Raw genomic sequence first — 17104 nt, forward strand, 5'->3', positions numbered from 1 at the left:
CGGACAACGTCAGCACAACGACAACGTCAACGCCGCGTCGCCAGTCTCCTGACGACACGCACCAGCGCATCGACTTCGTCGCACGTGTTGTAGAACGCGAGCGACGGCCGCACCGTGGCCTCGAGCCCGAAACGCCGCAGGATCGGTTGCGCGCAGTGATGCCCCGAGCGCACCGCGATGCCCTCTTCGTTCAGCGCCTGCCCGACTTCCTCGGTTTCATAGCCCTTCAGCACGAACGACAGCACGCTCGCCTTGTCGCGTGCGGTGCCGACGAGCCGCACGCCCGGCACCGGCGCGAGCACGCTCGTTGCATACGCAAGCAGATCGTGCTCGTAGCGCGCGATGTTCTCGATGCCGACCCGGCTCACGTAATCGAGCGCCGCGCCGAGCCCCACCGCATCCGCGATGTTGCCGGTGCCGGCTTCGAAGCGGTTCGGCGGCGGCTGGAACACCGTGCGCTCGAACGTCACGTCCGCGATCATGTTGCCGCCACCCTGCCACGGCGGCATGTCTTCGAGGATCGCGCGCTTGCCGTACACGACGCCGATCCCGGTCGGCCCGTAGATCTTGTGCCCGGAAAACACGAAGAAATCCGCATCGAGCGCCTGCACGTCCACACGCATGTGCGAGATCGACTGCGCGCCGTCGACGAGCGCCTTCGCGCCCGCGCGATGCGCGAGCTCGACGATCTCCTTCACCGGCACGACCGTGCCGAGCGCGTTCGACACCTGCGTGACGGACACGATCTTCGTGCGATCGTTGAGCAGCTTCCGGTATTCGTCGAGCAGTACTTGCCCCGAATCGTCGACCGGAATCACGCGCAGCTTCGCACCCTTGAGCGCGGCAAGCTGCTGCCACGGCACGATGTTCGCGTGATGCTCGAGGTGCGACACGACGATCTCGTCGCCTTCGCCGACGTTCTGCACGCCCCACGTCTTCGCGATCAGGTTGATCGCCTCGGTCGTGCCGCGCACGAACACGATCTCGTCCGGCGACGATGCGCCGATGAAGCGCTGCACCGTTTCCCGCGCATGCTCGTACGCATCCGTCGCGCGGCCGGCCAGTGCGTGCGCGGCGCGGTGGATGTTCGAGTTCTCGTGGGCGTAGAAGTACGCGAGGCGGTCGATCACGGCCTGCGGCTTGTGCGTCGTCGCCGCGTTGTCGAACCAGACGAGCTGCTTGCCGTTCACGCGCTCCTGCAGGATCGGGAAGTCGCGGCGGATCGCGTTCACGTCGAACGGCGGATGGGCGCCGCGATGCAGCTGGCCTTGCGGCTCGGTTGCCTGCGCATCGTCGATGAAATAACGCGGCACGTCGGCGCCCGATGCACGCGAAGCCGGCACGTCGCGATGCACGGCGAGCAGCGCGCGCAGCGCGTCGTCGCCCGGCAACCCGAACGCTTCCGGCGACGCGAGGCCGTTCGACGGCACGACGATGTCCTGCGGCGTCGCCTGCCAGCCTTGCAGCGAACCGTCGGTGAAGTAGTACGGCGACGCCTTCGCCGCGCCGTCCGATACCGGCGCATTCACCTGCGGCACGCCGAGCGCCGCGCCGCCGACACGCGGTTCGAGCGCGGGCGCGATCGACACGGCGTTGTCGGGCAGCCCGTTCTGCGCGGCCGCATGCGGCGCGAGCGCGGGTGCGCGGTTGCCGAGCGACAGCACGTGCGTCGGCGCGGACGGCGCGAGGTTCGCGCCCGGTACCTTGCCTTGCGGCAGCGCGAGCCCCGGCACGCCGGTGCCCGCTCCGCCCGGGCCCGCGAGCGGCGAACCGCCCGGCACCGGGTTGCTCACCGACGCGAGGATCGGCGCCGCCGCCGGCAGTGCCGACGGCACGCCGCCGACTGCGCCGCTCCCTGCCGACAGCCCGGGCGCGGTGGCCTGCCCGGGCGGCGTCGCGAAGAACTCGGACGCGAGCCGCGCGAGCGTCGCCGGGTCGGGCAAGCCGGCCGGCAGCGGCGCATGCGGCAACGCGTGCGCGTCGCCGCCGGTCAGGCCGGGATTAACGGTAGGTGTCGGGATAGTCATGGAACTTGGCGATTTCGACGTCATCGAGGACAGCCAGCGCATCCGGCGAATGGACCGCGAGCGAGCAATATAGCGAGATCAGGTACGACGCGATCGCCTGGTTGTTGATCCCCATGAAGCGCACCGACAGGCCCGGCCCCTGCTCGCCCGCGACGCCCGGCTGATACAGGCCGACGACGCCCTGGCGCTTGTCGCCGACGCGCAGCAGCAGGATCTTGGTCTTGCCGTCCGCGACCGGCACCTTGTCCGACGGAATCAGCGGAATGCCGCGCCACGTCAGGAATTGCGAGCCGAACAGGCTGACCGTCGGCGGCGGCACGCCGCGCCGCGTGCATTCGCGCCCGAACGCGGCGATCGCGAGCGGGTGCGTGAGGAAGAATGCCGGCTCCTTCCACACCTTCGTCAGCAGCTCGTCGAGATCGTCCGGCGTCGGTGCACCCGTCAGCGGGAAGATCCGCTGTTCGTCGGTCACGTTCGCGAGCAGCCCGTAGTCCGGGTTGTTGATCAGCTGGCTTTCCTGCAGCTCCTTGATCGTCTCGATCGTCAGGCGCAGCTGTTCCTTGATCTGGTCATGAGGACTGCTGTAAAGATCGGAGATCCGCGTATGCACGTCGAGCACCGTGCTCACCGCGTTCAGGAAATACTCGCGCGGTTGTTCCTCGTACGGCACGAAGGTCTGCGGCAGCACGCTTTCGTCCTCGAGCTGCGTGCACGCGGCGCGCACCGCTTCCGGGTTCTTCACCTGGTTCAGGCGATAGATGCCGGCCTCGACCGGCACCCATTGCAGCAGATGGGTCAGCCAGCGCGGCGTGATCGTGGAAAGCTGGGGAACGGTCTTGGTAGCGTTCGCTAGTTGGCGGGCGGCGTGATCGCTCAGCGCGGCCGTGCCGCTTGCAACGGTCGACATGTGTGGCTCCGGGTTCTTAAGATGAAAAACGGGATTGCTTATGACGCTGGGTGATTATCGGAAGCACGCCCCCGCCGGCTCAACATGCTATAGCCGTCAGGTCGTGCACCCGAAAGGGGAAAACGATGGAGGCGGCCTCAGGTGACGTACGCGCCCGGCAGCAGCGTCGAGATCGACACGTCGAACGCGCGCGCGATCTTGTCGGCCGTGACGATCGACGCAATCGCCTCGCCGCGCTCGATCTCGCCGACGTACGAGCGGTTCAGCCCCGCGTGCTCGGCCAGCTGCTCCTGCGACCACGTGCGCGCTTCGCGCAGCTTGCGCACGGTGGCGCCGAAGTGATGGATGAGGTCGCTCATCGCGCCTCCTAGGCGACGCGCGCCGCCGTGCGCGGCGCGGCGTTCGCTTCGCTGCGCAGCACGGCCTGCGTGACGTTTTCGCCGGCCGGCACGTCCTGCGTGAGCCACACGTTGCCGCCGATCACCGCGCCGCGCCCGATCGTCACGCGGCCGAGGATCGTTGCGCCCGCATAGATCACGACGTCGTCCTCGACGATCGGATGGCGCGCGAGCCCTTTCTCCAGATGGCCGGCCGCATCGCGCGGGAAGCGCTTCGCGCCGAGCGTGACCGCCTGGTACACGCGCACGCGCTCGCCGATGATCGCCGTCTCGCCGATTACGACACCCGTGCCGTGATCGATGAAGAAGCCCGCGCCGATGCGCGCGCCCGGATGAATATCGATGCCGGTTTCCGCATGCGCCTGCTCGGCGATGATCCGCGCGAGTAGCGGCAGGCCGAGCCCGTACAGCTCGTGCGCGAGCCGGTGGTGGATCATCGCGAGGATGCCCGGGTAGCACAGCAGCACCTCGTCGACGCTGCCGGCCGCCGGATCGCCGTGGAAGGCCGCCAGCACGTCGCTGTCGAGCAGCCGGCGAATCTCCGGCAAGCGCGCGGCGAACGCCTGCACGGCCTTCGACGCGACTTCGTCGAGGTTGTCGGCCGGCCCGTCGGCATTGCGGTGACGCGCCGCGTAGCGCAATTCGAGCGTCACCTGCGTGAGCAACGCGTTCAGCGCCGCGTCGAGCGCGTGGGCCACGTGGAAGTTCTCGCTTTCCTGCCGCAGGTCGGGCGGCCCGAGCCGCATCGGGAACAGCACGCCTTTCAGCGCACCGACGATCTGCGCGAGCGCCTCGCGCGCCGGCAAATCGCGCCCGCCCGGTTCGAGCGAGCGCCGCTGCTTTTCGCGCCATGCGCGGCGCACCGTCTGCAGCGATTGAACGATGTCGTCGATATCGAATGCGGCCATGCTGCTTTCTCCCCGTAACGGCCGTGAATCAATCCTGCGCCCAAGGCAGGCCGCGGAAGCGCCAGCCGTTCTGGCCGCCGCGATGCTGCCGCTCGTCGAGGTCGCCCTCGAAGCCTTCGAGCACATTGAACACCTGCGTGAAACCACCCTTCGCCGCGGCCTCGGCCGCCTGCGCCGAACGGTTGCCGCTGCGACACAACAACAGCACGACCGCGTCCTTGCCGGTCTTCGCTTCCAGTTCGCGCACGAAGCGCGGGTTGCGCGTCAGGCTCGTGCCGGTCGCCCACGGCACGTGCAGCGACTCCGGCACGTAACCGACGAATTTCCGTTCCTCGGCCGTGCGCACGTCCACCAGCACTGCATCGCCCGCCGAGAACAGCGCCCACGCGGCTTCCGGCGCAACGCCGCCCGCGTAGGGCTTGCCGGCCGCCAGGGCCGCCGCGCGGGCGTCTTCCAGCGCCTGCTGCGCAGCGGTTCGTTCTTCCAGTTCAACCGTCATGACACTTCCTTGTATTCTCAGATTCGTATGAACAAAGACACCGGGAATGCGGCTGTTGCAGCTTGCGTGCTGTCTATAGCCGTCAACGCCACTATGCGAGCGCGGTCGGGGAAGCAGAACCAATAAAAATTCATTTCCTAATCAGCGCCGCGGGGAATGCAATGGCAGAGGACCACGGTTGAACGGATTGCCGTGCCGTGTTTGGTAATGAGGGAGACCACCGCGCAGGATGCGCGACAGGGATGGCGTAACAGTCATGACATGACGCCCTGCGTGTCAGGACATCTGCAAAGTCCGAATCGGCGCCGACGCGCGTGGCGCACGCCGCCGAATCGAGCTGTCATTTTGCTTTCGTCAATACGATTCGGAGAGGCCAATACGCGTCGATCCCGCATTTCGGCTCGCCGGGCCTGCGAAAGCCCTTATCCGTCTGTCACCTGCACGAGAAGTGCCCCCGTTCCCGACTCGGGTTCGGTACGATGTTCGCGTCGCGTCTTTCACGGTATCGAATCACGCGATCCTCCCCATCTGACGGATAAACAAGAATTTTCGGAACAAATATGACCAAACATTCACGAAATATTTTCTTGCCCATGCTTCTGTCGATTCCCCTGCTGTTATCCGCATCGCCAGCGCATGCGCAGACGTCTCTGAGCATTTCATGTACGTCGACCACGGGTAACGGGACATGCACGGCGTCGGTCGGCGCGCCATGGACGAACGCATCGCTCCATTGGCAAGCGACCGATGTTTCAATGACGATTCTCAACAACACGAGCGTCAGCTTTTCGTGCGTGGCCAACTTTCATCCTGGCCATATTTCGGTCATGCCGAGTATTTCGGACGGGAATACCAATATCCCGACGGTGGCTACGATTCAGTTGAGCTGTTAACGACCAACGTCGCGCCATCGCGCGATATCCGACAGGTAACGATGCATCGGCGTAATGCCAACCGGCATTGCCGATGCCCTCGTTCTTCAACGCATCACGGTAGCGGATCGACCACCGCAACCGGCACGCCACGCGCCTCGATATCGCGCCCAGCAAGCAAACACAGATCCTCGCGATGATGCGTGGCCACCACCTGCACGCCCACCGGCACGCCGTTCGTGATCGACGTCGTCACGGCCAGCCCCGGCAGCCCCATCGCGGGCAGCGCGCGCAACGTGAGCTGCGCTTCCCACACGCGATCGAACCCTTCCGGCCCCAGCCGATCGAGATCATCAGGAAACGGCAGTTCCGACGAAACAGGCAGCAGCAACACCGGATATTCATCGAGAAACAGCCGCCACGCTCGCGTCAACGTCGTCCGTCGAACCAGCGCACGGCTAATCACATCCGCCGGCAGATCGCGCACCTTGCCGCGCACGGCGGCGATCACCGCCGTCGCGCCCGGATCGCCGTCTTGCTCGACCGCGTTCGCCAGCGCGTCGAAACCATCGCCGAGCCACAGCTGTTCCTGCAGCAGCGCAGCCTCGCGCATCGGCGGCGTATCGTCGATCTCGTCGACGGTCCAGCCTGCATCGACCAGCCGGCGCGCGGCATCGCGCAACGCGGCCTCGACTTCGGGCACGACCTCCAGGCCGCGCGGACGCACGCACAGCGCCGCGCGCTTCGCCACCTCGCGCCCGTCGAACGGCACCGCGACGTGCCACGGATCGCGCGGGTCCGGCGCGGAGAACGCCCGCAGCGCGAGCGAGAGATCATCGATCGTGCGCGCGATCGGCCCGGCCGCCGACATCAGTTGCGCGCCGATCGCCCGCTCCGGCGACGACGCATTGAACGCCGGCACGCGGCCGAGCGACGGCCGGATCCCGTGTACGCCGCACGCATAGGCCGGGTAGCGCACCGAGCCGCCGATGTCGGTGCCGACCGCGAGCGGGCCGATCCCGCCGGCGACGGCCGCCGCTGCGCCGCCGCTCGATCCGCCCGGCGTCAGCGACGGATTGCGCGGATTGCGCGTATGGCCATGCACGAGATTCGACGTGAACCAGCGCAATGCGAATGTCGGCGAATTGGTACGGCCGAGCAGTACCCCGCCGGCCTTGCGGATGTTCGCGACCACCGGGCTGTCGGCGGGCGCGATCAGGTTTTCCTGCAGGCGCGTGCCATTGGTCGTCGCAAAGCCGGCCTGATCGACGTTGATCTTCACGGTGACGGGCACGCCCGCGAGCGGCCCCGGATCGTCGCCACGCGCGATTGCGCGATCGACTTCGTCGGCCTGCCTGCGTACGTCGTCGGGGCGATGTTCGACCACCGCGTTGATCGCCGGATTCACCGCATCGAGCCGATCGAGCACGGCGTCAGCCACTTCGCGCGCGGACACGTCACGCTGCCGCACGCGTGTCGCGAGTTCGGTTGCCGACAGTTGCCAGAGTTGCGTCATGACTTCTCCTGGTGAAAAGACATCACAATCGCTCACGGCGCCGCGCGTCCTCACGACAGCGCCACGCAGCATGCGCTCACTGCGTATCCGGCTTCGCGCGCTCGGCGGCGGCGATGATCGCGTCGGCCACGGCCTTCGGCTGGCTCAGCATCGCGACGTGGCTGGCGTTCACGCGCGTGACCGTCGCGCCGATCCGCTTCGCCATCGCTTCCTGCAGCGTCGGATCGATCATCCGGTCCTGCGTCGCGACGACGAACGTCGACGGCTTCGCATGCCACGCGGCCTGCGCGACCTTCTCCGAGATGCACCCGCCATACCACGGCCCCTGGGTCGCGGCAACGATGCGCTGCTGCGCGGCCGGCAGATCCGGCGCGAAATCCTGCGCGATCGCCTTGTCCGACAGCCGCGCGAAACCGCCCGCGTCCTTGCGCAACTCGCCGGCCCACGACGGCGCCGGCAGCCCCTGCGTGACGTCGGCGATCGACTGGCCGTTGTCGGGCGCGAACGCGGCGACGTACACGAGCGACTTCACCTTGTCGTCGTTGCCCGCATCGCTGATCACGACGCCTGCCCACGAGTGGCCGACCAGCACGACCGGTCCCTTCTGTTCGTCGATCGTGCGCTTCGTCGCGGCCGCGTCGTCGGCGAGCGAGCTCAGCGGATTCTGCACCGACACCACGTGCAGCCCGCGCGCCTCGAGCAGCGGAATCACGCGGTTCCAGCTCGACCCGTCGGCGAACGCGCCGTGCACGAGCACGACGTTGGTGCCCTTCAGGTCTTCCTTCGGCGCGGCCTGCGCCGCGACCGCACCGAACAGTCCGCCGATCACCGCGGCGGATACCAGGACGCGTTTCATCAAACCGGCCATCGTCATGCTCCTTTCTTTATCGTGTCGTTGAAGTGAAGTGCTGCCTGAGCGGCCGCGCCTGCATGCGGCAGGCGCGGCATGGCATCACGAATGCGCGTACAGGTCGTCGGCGGCGTTGCGTGCGGCGCGCGACTGCGCGGCATCGCGATGGCCGGCCGGCGTCGACGCATCGGCCACGTTGTCGCCTTGCGACTTCGACGGGGCGTTCTGGTCGGAACGTGCGACCTGCTCGGCAGCCGCGATGGCGTTCTGTGCGGCGGCGATGTCGTCCGGGTAATGCGCTTCGCTGCCGGCCGGGTGGTAGCCGGCCTTCTCGAGACGGATGAGATCGGCGCGCACTTCGGCCCGCGTGAGGCTGTGGCCGGTATCGGCGAACGACAGCGCGGGTGCGACGGCGAGGACGGCAACGGCGAGGATTCGAGCGGCTTTCATGAAGGTTCTCCTAGGACAGGTTGGGGTGTCGATCACTGGGCATCCGGTGCGAACGTCTGACACCGAACGTTTGCTGCATGTCGACAGTAGAACCCGCGCACGTATCCGGCATGTTTCCGAAACCGGGCTTTCTGCATGCCAGTTTTTCAGGAGCGGCCCTGGATACAGTGCGATACACACTCGCTTGCCGATTCGATTCATTTCGCCCCGCGCTACGCACCACGAAAAAAGGCGTGCCTCGCAGGGCACGCCTTTCCGTCCACTTCACACCGCCGTGTCACGTCACGGCGCAAGCTGCGTGAACACGTAATCGTGGTTCTTCACTCGCGCCTGGTGACACCCGAAGCACGTCTGATGCTGGCCGATGTCGGCCGGCACGCCGTTGATGAAGCGCCCGAAGCCCCAGCCGCCCGTCGCTGCATAGCGACGCGAATCCTTCACCATCACCTGCACGGTCGTCGCCTGGCCGGGCACCGTCGCGGGCGCGAACTCGTCGGACTGCTTGCGCTTGTACGCGAGCTTCACGAGGATCGTGCCGTCCGGGAACGGCAGCGTTGCCTGTTCGAGCGCGCGGATCGCGACCGGATTGCCGAGCACCACGCGCAGCTCGTCGAGCGGTGCGGCCTCTTCGGCCGGCGCGACCATTTCCCACTTCCGGTAGCCGGGCGGAATCGTCACGCCGTAGATCGGCGATGCGGCGGCGGCCGCGGCCGGCTTCGGCTGCTCCGCGAACGCGGCCGGCCCGCTCACCGACCACGCAGCGGCCAGCAGCACGCCTGCGACGAGCATACGGCGCGCACCGCGCCGCCCCACCCCCACGCGGGCCCGCATCACAGATGCTCCACTTGCAGGATCGCATCGGCGAATGCCTGCGGCGCTTCCTGCGGCAGGTTGTGGCCGATGCCGCCGGTGATTGTCCGGTGCTGGTACTTGCCGGTGAACTTCTTCGCGTACGCGGCCGGTTCCGGATGCGGCGCGCCGTTCGCGTCGCCTTCCATCGTGATCGTCGGCACGGTGATCGAAGGCCCGGCCGCGAGACGCCGCTCGATGTCGTCGTATTGCGCTTCGCCCTTCGCGAGCCCGAGACGCCAGCGATAGTTGTGGATCACGACGGCCACATGATCGGGATTCCGGAACGATGCGGCCGAGCGCGCATAGGTTTCGTCGGAGAACTGCCACTTCGGCGACGCGAGCTGCCAGATCAGCTTGTTGAACGCATCGCGGTTCTGCGCGTAGCCGAGTTCACCGCGCTCGGTCGTGAAGTAGAACTGATACCACCACTGGAATTCGGCCTGCGGCGGCAGCGGCTTGGCGTTCGCCGCCTGGCTGCCGATCAGGTAGCCGCTCACCGATACCAGCGCCTTCACGCGCTGCGGCCACAGTGCCGCGATGATGTCGGCCGTGCGCGCGCCCCAGTCGTAGCCGCCGAACACCGCGCGGTCGATCTTCAACGCATCCATCAGCGCGATGATGTCGACGGCGGTTACCGCCTGCTGGCCGTTGCGCACCGTGTCGGCCGAGCGGAACGTCGTCGAGCCGTAGCCGCGCAGGTACGGCACGATCACGCGATACCCGGCCGCGACGAGCAGCGGCGCGACTTCCGCGTAGCTGTAGATGTCGTACGGCCAGCCATGCAGCAGGAACACGACCGGGCCTTGCTTCGGCCCGAGATCCGCGTAACCGACGTTGAGCACGCCTGCATCGATCTGGTGGATCGTGCCCAGCGACGCGACGCCGGCCGAGCGCTTCGCCGCGGAAGCATCGGGCGCCGACTGCGCTTGCGCGAGCGCGCTGAAGCCGAGGTCGGCCAGGCTCAGGCTTGCCAGCGTGGTGCCCAGGATCAGGCGGCGGCGGGTGTTCACGGTATCAGGCATGATTCGTTCTCCATTGTCGATCGCTAAGGAAAGGCCCGCGGCACGCGCGGGCAATCGGTTTTCGCCGTTCGCAGCGGCGGCGCATGGCGCCGCGCCGCCGTGTGAATCGCTTCACCGGTTTTATATCCGAACCATTCGGACGCTTTGTATCCCAACGTATCCGTGTGCGAACACGACACACAGCGATTCAAAAATGGAGAGAAAAACGACGTTTTGGAGCGGCTGCGCGGCAGAAACGAACACGGGCCGCGCAACAGGCCGGCCCGTGTTCGTCGTGCAATGCCGCTTACGCTCGCCGCAACGGCCGGAACCCGGCACGCACTTCACGCGCAAACAGCTCTGGCTCTTCCCATGCCGCGAAGTGCCCGCCCTTGTCGACTTCGTTGAAGTAGATCAGGTTGTGATAACTGCGCTCGGCCCAACTGCGCGGCGCTTGGTAGATCTCGCCCGGAAACACCGTGATCGCCGCCGGCAACGAGATATCCACCGCGTTGAAGTTGTTCGAGTGATCCTCCCAGTAGATCTGCGCGGACGACGTCGCAGTATTCGTCAGCCAGTACAACGAAATGTCGTCGAGGATCTCGTCGCGCGGAATCGAGCGTTCGGGCACGCCGCCGCTATAAGTCCACTGCGAGATCTTGTCATACATCCACGCGGCCTGCCCTGACGGTGAATCCGCCAGCGCATAACCGACCGTCTGCGGCCGCGTGACCATCATCGCCGAGTAGCCGCAGTTGTCGCGATAGAACGTCGCGAGCTTCTCGTACGCGGCCTTCTCCTTCGGCGACAGCGAAGCCGGCGCGGGCGCATCGGTCGCGAGCAGCGTCGCGATATCCGGCGGCACCGTCGCCGGCATGTTCACGTGAATCCCGGCCAGACCCTGCACGCGCTGCATCGCCATCCGGTGCGAGATCACCGAACCGCAGTCGCCGCCCTGCGACACGAAGCGCGTATAGCCGAGCCGCGCCATCAGCTCGCCCCACGCTCGCGCGATGTGGTCGGAACCCCAACCGGTCTTCGTCGGCCGGCCCGAGAAGCCGAAGCCCGGCAGCGACGGCACGACGACGTGGAACGCATCGTCCGCGCTCGCGCCGTGCGCGGTCGGGTCGGTCAGCGGGCCGATCGCCTTCAGCAGCTCGAAGATCGAACCGGGCCAGCCGTGCGTCATGATCATCGGCATCGCGTTCTCGTGCCGCGACCGCACGTGAATGAAATGAATGTCGAGCCCGTCGATTTCCGTGATGAACATCGGGAAACCGTTCAGGCGCGCCTCGCCCTTGCGCCAGTCGTAGTCGGTGCCCCAGTAGCGCAGCAGCGCCTGCATGCGCGCGAGCCGCACGCCCTGCGATTCGTCGGCGACGGTCTCGCGGCCCGGCCAGCGCGTCGCGGCAATGCGACGGCGCAGGTCGGCCACGGCTTCATCGGGAATGTGCGCGGTGAACGGGCGTATGCCGCTTGCGCCGGTAGCGGCATGCAGCGCGGTGGGCAGCATCGCCGAGACCCCGGCGGCCACGGAAGTGGCCAGCAGGTGGCGACGCATCGGGGAAAACGGTGTGGAAGACATCGTTCGGCATCTCCTTTCGTGAAGTGGAAAGTGAACATGCCGCGCGCGGGATCGCCCCGAGGCTTTCAATCCGGCGCGCCCTCGTCACGCGGCGTCGCCCATTTGAAAGGTCCGATGTATCCCGGATTTGTCTGATTTGTACGTGTTTGTAGCGGCCACGCTTGCGCGGCCGCCCGCCGGTGTGACGCTCAGAGCGCCTTGACGATCGCGCCGTCGACGCGAATGTTCTGCCCGGTGATGTAGCCCGCGCCGTCCGATAGCAGGAACGCGACCGTCTTCGCGATCTCGCCGGTCTTGCCGAAGCGGCCGGCCGGGATGCGCGCGACGATCTCCGGCGTTTCCGGCCAGCTGTCGATGAAGCCCGGCAGCACCGCGTTCATCCGGATGTTCTCGGCCGCATAGCGTTCCGCGTACAGGCGTGTCCACGCGCTCAGCGCCGCGCGCAGCGCCGACGACACGGGCATCGGCTGCTCGGGCGCATCCGCCGCGAAGCTCGAGATGTTCACCACCGCGCCGCCGCCCTGCTTCTGGAAGATCGGCGTCACGCGGCGCATCACGCGCACCACGTTCAGCAGGATCAGGTCGAGCCCCGCGTGCCAGTTGTCGTCGGTGATCGCCAGCAGCTCGCCCTTCGGCGGATGGCCGGTGTTGTTCACGACCGCGTCGATCCGGCCGTAGCGCGCGACCGTTTCCTGCACGAGCCGGTCGATATCGGCCTCGTCAGTCACCGAGCCCTTGATGCCGAAACCGCCCAGTTCCTCGCCGAGCGCCACCGCGCTGCCCGACGGCGACATCAGCGCGACGCGATAGCCGGTCGCCGCCAGTTCGCGCGCGATCGCCGCGCCCATGCCCTTGCCTGCCGCCGTGATCAACGCCACTTTTTCTACAGTCACGATCCGCTCCTCGTTCCGATTCTGCCGCCGCGCAGCCGCCGGTCGGTGCGCCATGGTGGTAATGTAGGCGCATCGATTCCGACTGTCGAACCAGTATTTCTGCCGCCAGCCGATAGTTTTTCTACAGCCTGACGATGCCGCCACGCCCTTCCCGCCTGCCGCCGCTGAATGCGCTTCGTGCGTTCGAAGTGTCCGCGCGGCACCTCAACTTCCGCGCCGCCGCCGACGAGATCGGCGTCACGCAGGGCGCCGTCGCGCAGCAGGTGCGCCACCTCGAGGACGTGCTCGGCCTGAAGCTGTTCGAGCGCCTGCCGCGCGGCCTCGCGCTCACGCACGACGGCGCCGCGTATTTCTCCGACGTGCAGCGTGCGCTGCATGCGATCGCCGATGCGACCGACAAGCTCGTGAAGCGGCGCGCCGCGCTGACGATCAGCACGACGCCGTCGTTCGCGTCGAAGTGGCTGATCCCGCGGCTCGCGCAGTTCACCGAAGCACACCCCGACTACGACGTGCGCGTGATCGCCGATCCGCAGATCGCGACGTTCCGCCACGACGGCGTCGATCTCGCGATCCGCTACGGCAAGCCGCCGTTCGGCAAGCATCTCGCCACCCACGCGCTGTTCCCGCTCGACGTGTGCGCGGTGTGCAGCCCGTCGGTGCTGACCGGGCCGGCCTCACCGCGCGCGCTCGCCGGGCAGGTGCTGCTGCACGACGCGCACGACCTGTGGCCCGAGTTCCTCGCGGCGATGCCCGCACCGGTCGACGTCGATCCGCACAAGGGGCTGCGCTTCAACCAGACGTCGCTCGCGATCGATGCGGCCGTCGCCGGCCAGGGCATCGCGCTCGCGACCGAGCCGCTCGTCGAGCGCGACATCGCCGCCGGACGGCTGTGCAAGCCGTTCGACTTCGCGTTTCCGCTGTCGATGGGGTTCTATCTCGTGTATCCGGCCGAGCGCCGCGACGACGATGCGATCGCGGTGATGCGCGAGTGGATGATCCAGGCCGCGTCGGACGGGCGGCCTTGAGCGAACTGAGCGCGCTTGGCCCGCGTCAGGGCGCGATCCAGCGGGCTTCATAGCCGCTTTCGTTCAGGTCGAATACCGCGCGGCGATGGCCGGCGCGCGCGAGTTCGAGCCAGTCGATGCGCGTGGCCGTCATGTGGATCAGGCAGAAGTTTTCGTAGCCATCTGTAGTGGGTGCGGTGCTGTCGAGATGCGCGTCTTCCGGTGAGGAGATCGGCGTGCCGGGCGGCAACGGCGCGCGATACAGCAGCAGCGTATGCGGGCGGCTCGCCTCCCAGATCGCGCGCCGTTGCGCTTCGTCCTCGCAGATCGACGCAACGCCTTCCGCGCGAATCTGCACGAGCGCGTCGAGATCGTTCGCGACGATCGAGATACGCGGATCGCGACGCAACTCCGCGACCTTCTCCGAACGTACGTCGGTATGAAACGACAGCACGCGCTCGGCGCGATTCACCTGACGCAATACGATCGTCCGAACCTTCGGCGCACCATCGAGGCCGAGCGTCGCCGCCTGCAGCATCGTGAACGGCGAGCGCTGCACGCTGACGCCGGATTCGAGGCAGGACCACAAGCGGTCGTAGGTTTGCGCGAGCGATTCGGAGATCGAGTCGGACATGAGGCGGTGGCGATCGTCGGTGTTTCGATCGCGCCAGCTTAACCGTTTGTTTCGGCGACGGCTCGCATGTAATGCGGCGTTGCCCTCGTGCCTGTCATGTCAGTTGTAGCCGAGCACGACCGACGCCGCCTCGCTGGCATCGGTCGCCGGCTCCGCGCCGAAGCGGCCGAGCACGTCGGCCACATACTGCGGCCCGGCGCTGATCTGCGACGAGCGATGCTTCGCCGGTTGTTCATAGGCGGCACTCGCCGCTGCCCCCATCGATGCCGTTTCGTTGACGGTGATTGTCATGTCGATATCTCCTCACGCGGCCCGCGCCGCACCATACGCGCGCACGAGGCGCGCGACGCCCCCCCGGATCGCATCGACATCCGGCGCGGCGAACGACAGGCGCAGCGACGCTGCGTCGACGTTGTCCGCGAAGAACGCCTTGCCGGGCACAAACACGATCTTGTTGGCGATCGCCTGTTGCAGCAGCGCGTCCGACGACACCGCGCCGAGCCGCGCCCACACGAACATCCCGCCTTCGGGACGATGGAATTCGATCGCGTCGCCGAACCCGTCGCGCAGCGCGTCGCACATCGCGTCGCACTTACGCCGGTACGCGGCCGTGATGCGCGGCAGATGACGTTCGAGCGCACCGTCGGCCAGATATTCGGCGGCGGTCGCCTGCGTCCACGGTGCACTGCAGAGGTCGACCGTCTGCTTCGCGATCACGCAGCGCCGCGCGATTTCGGCCGGCGCGATCGTCCAGCCCACGCGCAGTCCCGGCGCGACGATCTTCGACAGGCTCGCGAAATGCACGAGCCAGTCGCGCGCGCCGTCCACTTCGCAGGCCAGCGCGAGCATCGACGGCACGGCTTCGCCCGCGAAACGCAGGTCGCCGTACGGATCGTCCTCGACGATCAGGAAACGGTATTGCACCGCGAGACGCAGCAGCTTCAGCCGGCGTTCGCGCGTAAGCGTCGCGCCCGTCGGGTTCGCGAAGGTCGGGACCGTGTAGAGCAGCTTCGGCTGCGCGATCGCGCCGGACGCGAGTTGTTCGCCGAGACGATCGACGTCGAGACCTTCGCCGTCGACGGGAATCGTCACGATGCGCGCCTGTTGCAACCGCATGGCCTGCAACGTGGCCGGGTACGCCGGCTGTTCGGTCAGCACGACGTCGCCGGGCGACACCATCACGCGCAGCAGCAGGTCGAGACCCTGCTGCGAACCGGTCGTGACGAGCAGTTCGGCCGGCGTGCACACGACGCCGCGACGCGCCATCAGCGCGATCAGTTGCTGCTTCAGTTCGGCGAGGCCGTCGGTCGGGCCGTATTGCAGGCAGCGGACGGGCTGCGCGTACGCGCGCTCGGCAGCCGCGTTCAGGCCGTCGACGTCGAACAGGTCGCTGGCCGGGTAACCGCCCGCGAAGGAAATCATGCCCGGTTCGGACAGGTACTTGAACAACTCGCGGATCGGCGAGCCGGCAGGGTTTTGGAATGAGGGCGTGAACGCGTACATGTCGTCGTGAGCGGGGGGCGCGGACGGCCGGGATGGCCGTCGAGTGCCGGCCGCCTAGGCGCTTCTGGCGCCGAGGCGGGGAATTCGAGCCACGATTGTCGATAGTCATTAAGGGCTCGGCAAACGATATCTATGCACTAGGTCTTGCGGTTTGGTCATTACATGGGGATGGGGGGTGTAGCGGGGCTGGGTTGTTGATGCAGGTGTTGCGGGCTGTCTATGGAACGGGTGTTCAGAGAGTGTTTCGCCGGACGGGGTGCAGCCTCACGGGCCTTGCGGCCGTGACAGTTGTTGAAGACGGTTATTGGTGTGACGCGCGACGTTCGCGACAAGGGCTAGGACGGTTCGACCCGGTGGTCAGTCGCTTTCTGGAAACGCCTACATCCACTCGCAAGAGCCACAGCAAGCGGCCCTAGCAGGTGCTATAGCGGCGACAGTTCTCAATCAGGATCATGGTACGGCTGCTCTCGCAGCGGCAGTTGGCTTTAGTCCAGCATGATCGTGATCTACCGGGGTTACCTAGTTGGCGACCAGTCCCCACGGTCGCCAGGCTTAAATCGAAGATCTTGAAATCAATGCGATCGCCTGCATCCCCGATAAGTGCGGCCGACCTCGTATGGGAGGTCCGGGTAGTTGCGCAGGACCAGATCAAACGTCTCCTGCATGTTGACCGGTTTGTTCTTTCGGCGCGGCTACTATTAGCATTAGCCGCGTCCGATCCCTGTAACTAGGTGGTGGTTGTCAACAGATCGTATGGGTTGCCGCCCATGCGGCCCGCGCTTCTTTGTTGCCTTGGGTTTCGCTTCTGCCTTCCCCTTCGCTGGTTCTTGTTAAGAAAGACTAATTTTCCGACCATCGGTGCTGAGACTGTGCGTGACTTCCGATGGTGAGAAGCAAGGCTTCTCGATCAGTGTAGTCGAGTCAACATCTTAGAGATGGGGAATTGAAGAGATTAGCTATTCGGTGGAGGCGCACTACGACTAGAACCTGACTCTGCGTATTCTTCTTCCTGATCCCGCCTTCGACGTTTGCGTCTTGTGCTCCCAAAGAGAGTCGCTTAATAATAACAAAGATGCTCCTTTGCATACCCCACATGTGCCGGCCAGCCGCCGCATGGGTACTCCAAGGAAACGACGACGCCACTCCAATGTGGCACTTCCCCGGCAACATGCCCACCGAGAGGCCAAGATGCTTATTGACTTAGA

The 17104-nt window shown here is 66.5% G+C and carries 17 protein-coding genes; 1 reads left to right on the forward strand and 16 read right to left on the reverse strand.

Features of this window, described 5'->3' with window-relative positions; genetic code table 11:
- Window positions 1-26 precede the first annotated feature (26 nt).
- The 13 genes from HWX14_RS18770 to HWX14_RS18830 form a co-directional block, all read right to left on the reverse strand.
- Complete coding sequence (locus tag HWX14_RS18770; protein ID WP_175883928.1) at window positions 27-2027, reverse strand: family 2A encapsulin nanocompartment cargo protein cysteine desulfurase; 2001 nt, start codon at window positions 2025-2027, stop codon at window positions 27-29.
- On the reverse strand, window positions 2002-2934 hold the full coding sequence (locus tag HWX14_RS18775; RefSeq protein ID WP_006479760.1) for a family 2A encapsulin nanocompartment shell protein: 933 nt from the start codon (window positions 2932-2934) through the stop codon (window positions 2002-2004). Before HWX14_RS18775 ends, HWX14_RS18770 begins: the two co-directional genes overlap by 26 nt.
- A 137-nt stretch (window positions 2935-3071) precedes the next feature.
- Window positions 3072-3293, reverse strand: coding sequence for a helix-turn-helix transcriptional regulator (locus HWX14_RS18780; protein WP_006484517.1), 222 nt, complete (start codon window positions 3291-3293; stop codon window positions 3072-3074).
- Between the two features lie 8 nt (window positions 3294-3301).
- Window positions 3302-4240 carry a serine O-acetyltransferase EpsC gene (gene epsC / locus HWX14_RS18785; protein WP_011694557.1) on the reverse strand — a complete coding sequence of 313 codons (939 nt, stop codon included), beginning with the start codon at window positions 4238-4240 and terminating at the stop codon, window positions 3302-3304.
- 28 nt (window positions 4241-4268) lie between these two features.
- Window positions 4269-4739 (reverse strand): rhodanese-like domain-containing protein, encoded by a 471-nt coding sequence (locus HWX14_RS18790; protein ID WP_077218049.1) that lies wholly within the window; start codon window positions 4737-4739, stop codon window positions 4269-4271.
- Between the two features lie 433 nt (window positions 4740-5172).
- A complete protein-coding gene (locus HWX14_RS18795) occupies window positions 5173-5541 on the reverse strand; it encodes a hypothetical protein (RefSeq protein WP_175883929.1) in 369 nt (122 codons plus the stop codon).
- Window positions 5542-5726: 185 nt separating this feature from the next.
- Complete coding sequence (locus HWX14_RS18800) at window positions 5727-7127, reverse strand: amidase family protein (protein ID WP_175883930.1); 1401 nt, start codon at window positions 7125-7127, stop codon at window positions 5727-5729.
- A gap of 76 nt (window positions 7128-7203) precedes the next feature.
- Window positions 7204-7995 (reverse strand): alpha/beta hydrolase, encoded by a 792-nt coding sequence (locus HWX14_RS18805; RefSeq protein WP_175883931.1) that lies wholly within the window; start codon window positions 7993-7995, stop codon window positions 7204-7206.
- 84 nt (window positions 7996-8079) lie between these two features.
- Entirely contained in the window at window positions 8080-8427 is a 348-nt protein-coding gene (locus HWX14_RS18810; protein ID WP_175883932.1) for a DUF4148 domain-containing protein, read from the reverse strand.
- Window positions 8428-8709: 282 nt separating this feature from the next.
- A complete protein-coding gene (locus tag HWX14_RS18815; RefSeq protein ID WP_175883933.1) occupies window positions 8710-9258 on the reverse strand; it encodes a cytochrome P460 family protein in 549 nt (182 codons plus the stop codon).
- Window positions 9258-10301, reverse strand: a complete 1044-nt coding sequence (locus tag HWX14_RS18820; RefSeq protein ID WP_175883934.1) for an alpha/beta hydrolase — start codon at window positions 10299-10301, stop codon at window positions 9258-9260. Before HWX14_RS18820 ends, HWX14_RS18815 begins: the two co-directional genes overlap by 1 nt.
- A 286-nt stretch (window positions 10302-10587) precedes the next feature.
- Window positions 10588-11865, reverse strand: a complete 1278-nt coding sequence (locus HWX14_RS18825) for an epoxide hydrolase (RefSeq protein ID WP_175883935.1) — start codon at window positions 11863-11865, stop codon at window positions 10588-10590.
- Between the two features lie 188 nt (window positions 11866-12053).
- Complete coding sequence (locus tag HWX14_RS18830; protein ID WP_175883936.1) at window positions 12054-12758, reverse strand: SDR family oxidoreductase; 705 nt, start codon at window positions 12756-12758, stop codon at window positions 12054-12056.
- Window positions 12759-12892: 134 nt separating this feature from the next.
- Here HWX14_RS18830 and gcvA point away from each other — a divergent pair, with 134 nt between their 5' ends.
- Window positions 12893-13783, forward strand: a complete 891-nt coding sequence (gene gcvA, locus HWX14_RS18835; RefSeq protein WP_175883937.1) for a transcriptional regulator GcvA — start codon at window positions 12893-12895, stop codon at window positions 13781-13783.
- A 25-nt stretch (window positions 13784-13808) separates the two neighbouring features.
- Here the strand turns inward: gcvA and HWX14_RS18840 are convergent, their stop codons facing one another.
- The 3 genes from HWX14_RS18840 to HWX14_RS18850 all read right to left on the reverse strand — a co-directional run bounded on the left by HWX14_RS18840 (window position 13809) and on the right by HWX14_RS18850 (window position 15899).
- Window positions 13809-14396: a pyridoxamine 5'-phosphate oxidase family protein gene (locus tag HWX14_RS18840; protein ID WP_175883938.1), complete on the reverse strand. Its 588-nt coding sequence runs from the start codon at window positions 14394-14396 to the stop codon at window positions 13809-13811.
- Window positions 14397-14495: 99 nt separating this feature from the next.
- Window positions 14496-14687, reverse strand: coding sequence for a hypothetical protein (locus HWX14_RS18845; protein WP_175883939.1), 192 nt, complete (start codon window positions 14685-14687; stop codon window positions 14496-14498).
- 12 nt (window positions 14688-14699) lie between these two features.
- A complete protein-coding gene (locus tag HWX14_RS18850) occupies window positions 14700-15899 on the reverse strand; it encodes a PLP-dependent aminotransferase family protein (protein WP_175883940.1) in 1200 nt (399 codons plus the stop codon).
- Window positions 15900-17104 lie beyond the last annotated feature (1205 nt).

It is taken from the genome of Burkholderia sp. BCC0044 (assembly GCF_902832955.1).
Lineage (GTDB): Bacteria > Pseudomonadota > Gammaproteobacteria > Burkholderiales > Burkholderiaceae > Burkholderia.

What these genes read in the sequence shown, in the direction of transcription:
- HWX14_RS18775 (WP_006479760.1), bottom strand. Translation starts at nt 2,934, where the DNA reads ATGTCGACCGTTGCAAGCGGCACGGCCGCGCTGAGCGATCACGCCGCC.
- HWX14_RS18825 (WP_175883935.1), bottom strand. Translation starts at nt 11,865, where the DNA reads ATGTCTTCCACACCGTTTTCCCCGATGCGTCGCCACCTGCTGGCCACT.
- HWX14_RS18840 (WP_175883938.1), bottom strand. Translation starts at nt 14,396, where the DNA reads ATGTCCGACTCGATCTCCGAATCGCTCGCGCAAACCTACGACCGCTTG.
- epsC (WP_011694557.1), bottom strand. Translation starts at nt 4,240, where the DNA reads ATGGCCGCATTCGATATCGACGACATCGTTCAATCGCTGCAGACGGTG.
- HWX14_RS18820 (WP_175883934.1), bottom strand. Translation starts at nt 10,301, where the DNA reads ATGCCTGATACCGTGAACACCCGCCGCCGCCTGATCCTGGGCACCACG.
- gcvA (WP_175883937.1), top strand. Translation starts at nt 12,893, where the DNA reads ATGCCGCCACGCCCTTCCCGCCTGCCGCCGCTGAATGCGCTTCGTGCG.
- HWX14_RS18790 (WP_077218049.1), bottom strand. Translation starts at nt 4,739, where the DNA reads ATGACGGTTGAACTGGAAGAACGAACCGCTGCGCAGCAGGCGCTGGAA.
- HWX14_RS18850 (WP_175883940.1), bottom strand. Translation starts at nt 15,899, where the DNA reads ATGTACGCGTTCACGCCCTCATTCCAAAACCCTGCCGGCTCGCCGATC.
- HWX14_RS18815 (WP_175883933.1), bottom strand. Translation starts at nt 9,258, where the DNA reads ATGCGGGCCCGCGTGGGGGTGGGGCGGCGCGGTGCGCGCCGTATGCTC.
- HWX14_RS18845 (WP_175883939.1), bottom strand. Translation starts at nt 14,687, where the DNA reads ATGACAATCACCGTCAACGAAACGGCATCGATGGGGGCAGCGGCGAGT.
- HWX14_RS18810 (WP_175883932.1), bottom strand. Translation starts at nt 8,427, where the DNA reads ATGAAAGCCGCTCGAATCCTCGCCGTTGCCGTCCTCGCCGTCGCACCC.
- HWX14_RS18800 (WP_175883930.1), bottom strand. Translation starts at nt 7,127, where the DNA reads ATGACGCAACTCTGGCAACTGTCGGCAACCGAACTCGCGACACGCGTG.
- HWX14_RS18805 (WP_175883931.1), bottom strand. Translation starts at nt 7,995, where the DNA reads ATGGCCGGTTTGATGAAACGCGTCCTGGTATCCGCCGCGGTGATCGGC.
- HWX14_RS18780 (WP_006484517.1), bottom strand. Translation starts at nt 3,293, where the DNA reads ATGAGCGACCTCATCCATCACTTCGGCGCCACCGTGCGCAAGCTGCGC.
- HWX14_RS18770 (WP_175883928.1), bottom strand. Translation starts at nt 2,027, where the DNA reads ATGACTATCCCGACACCTACCGTTAATCCCGGCCTGACCGGCGGCGAC.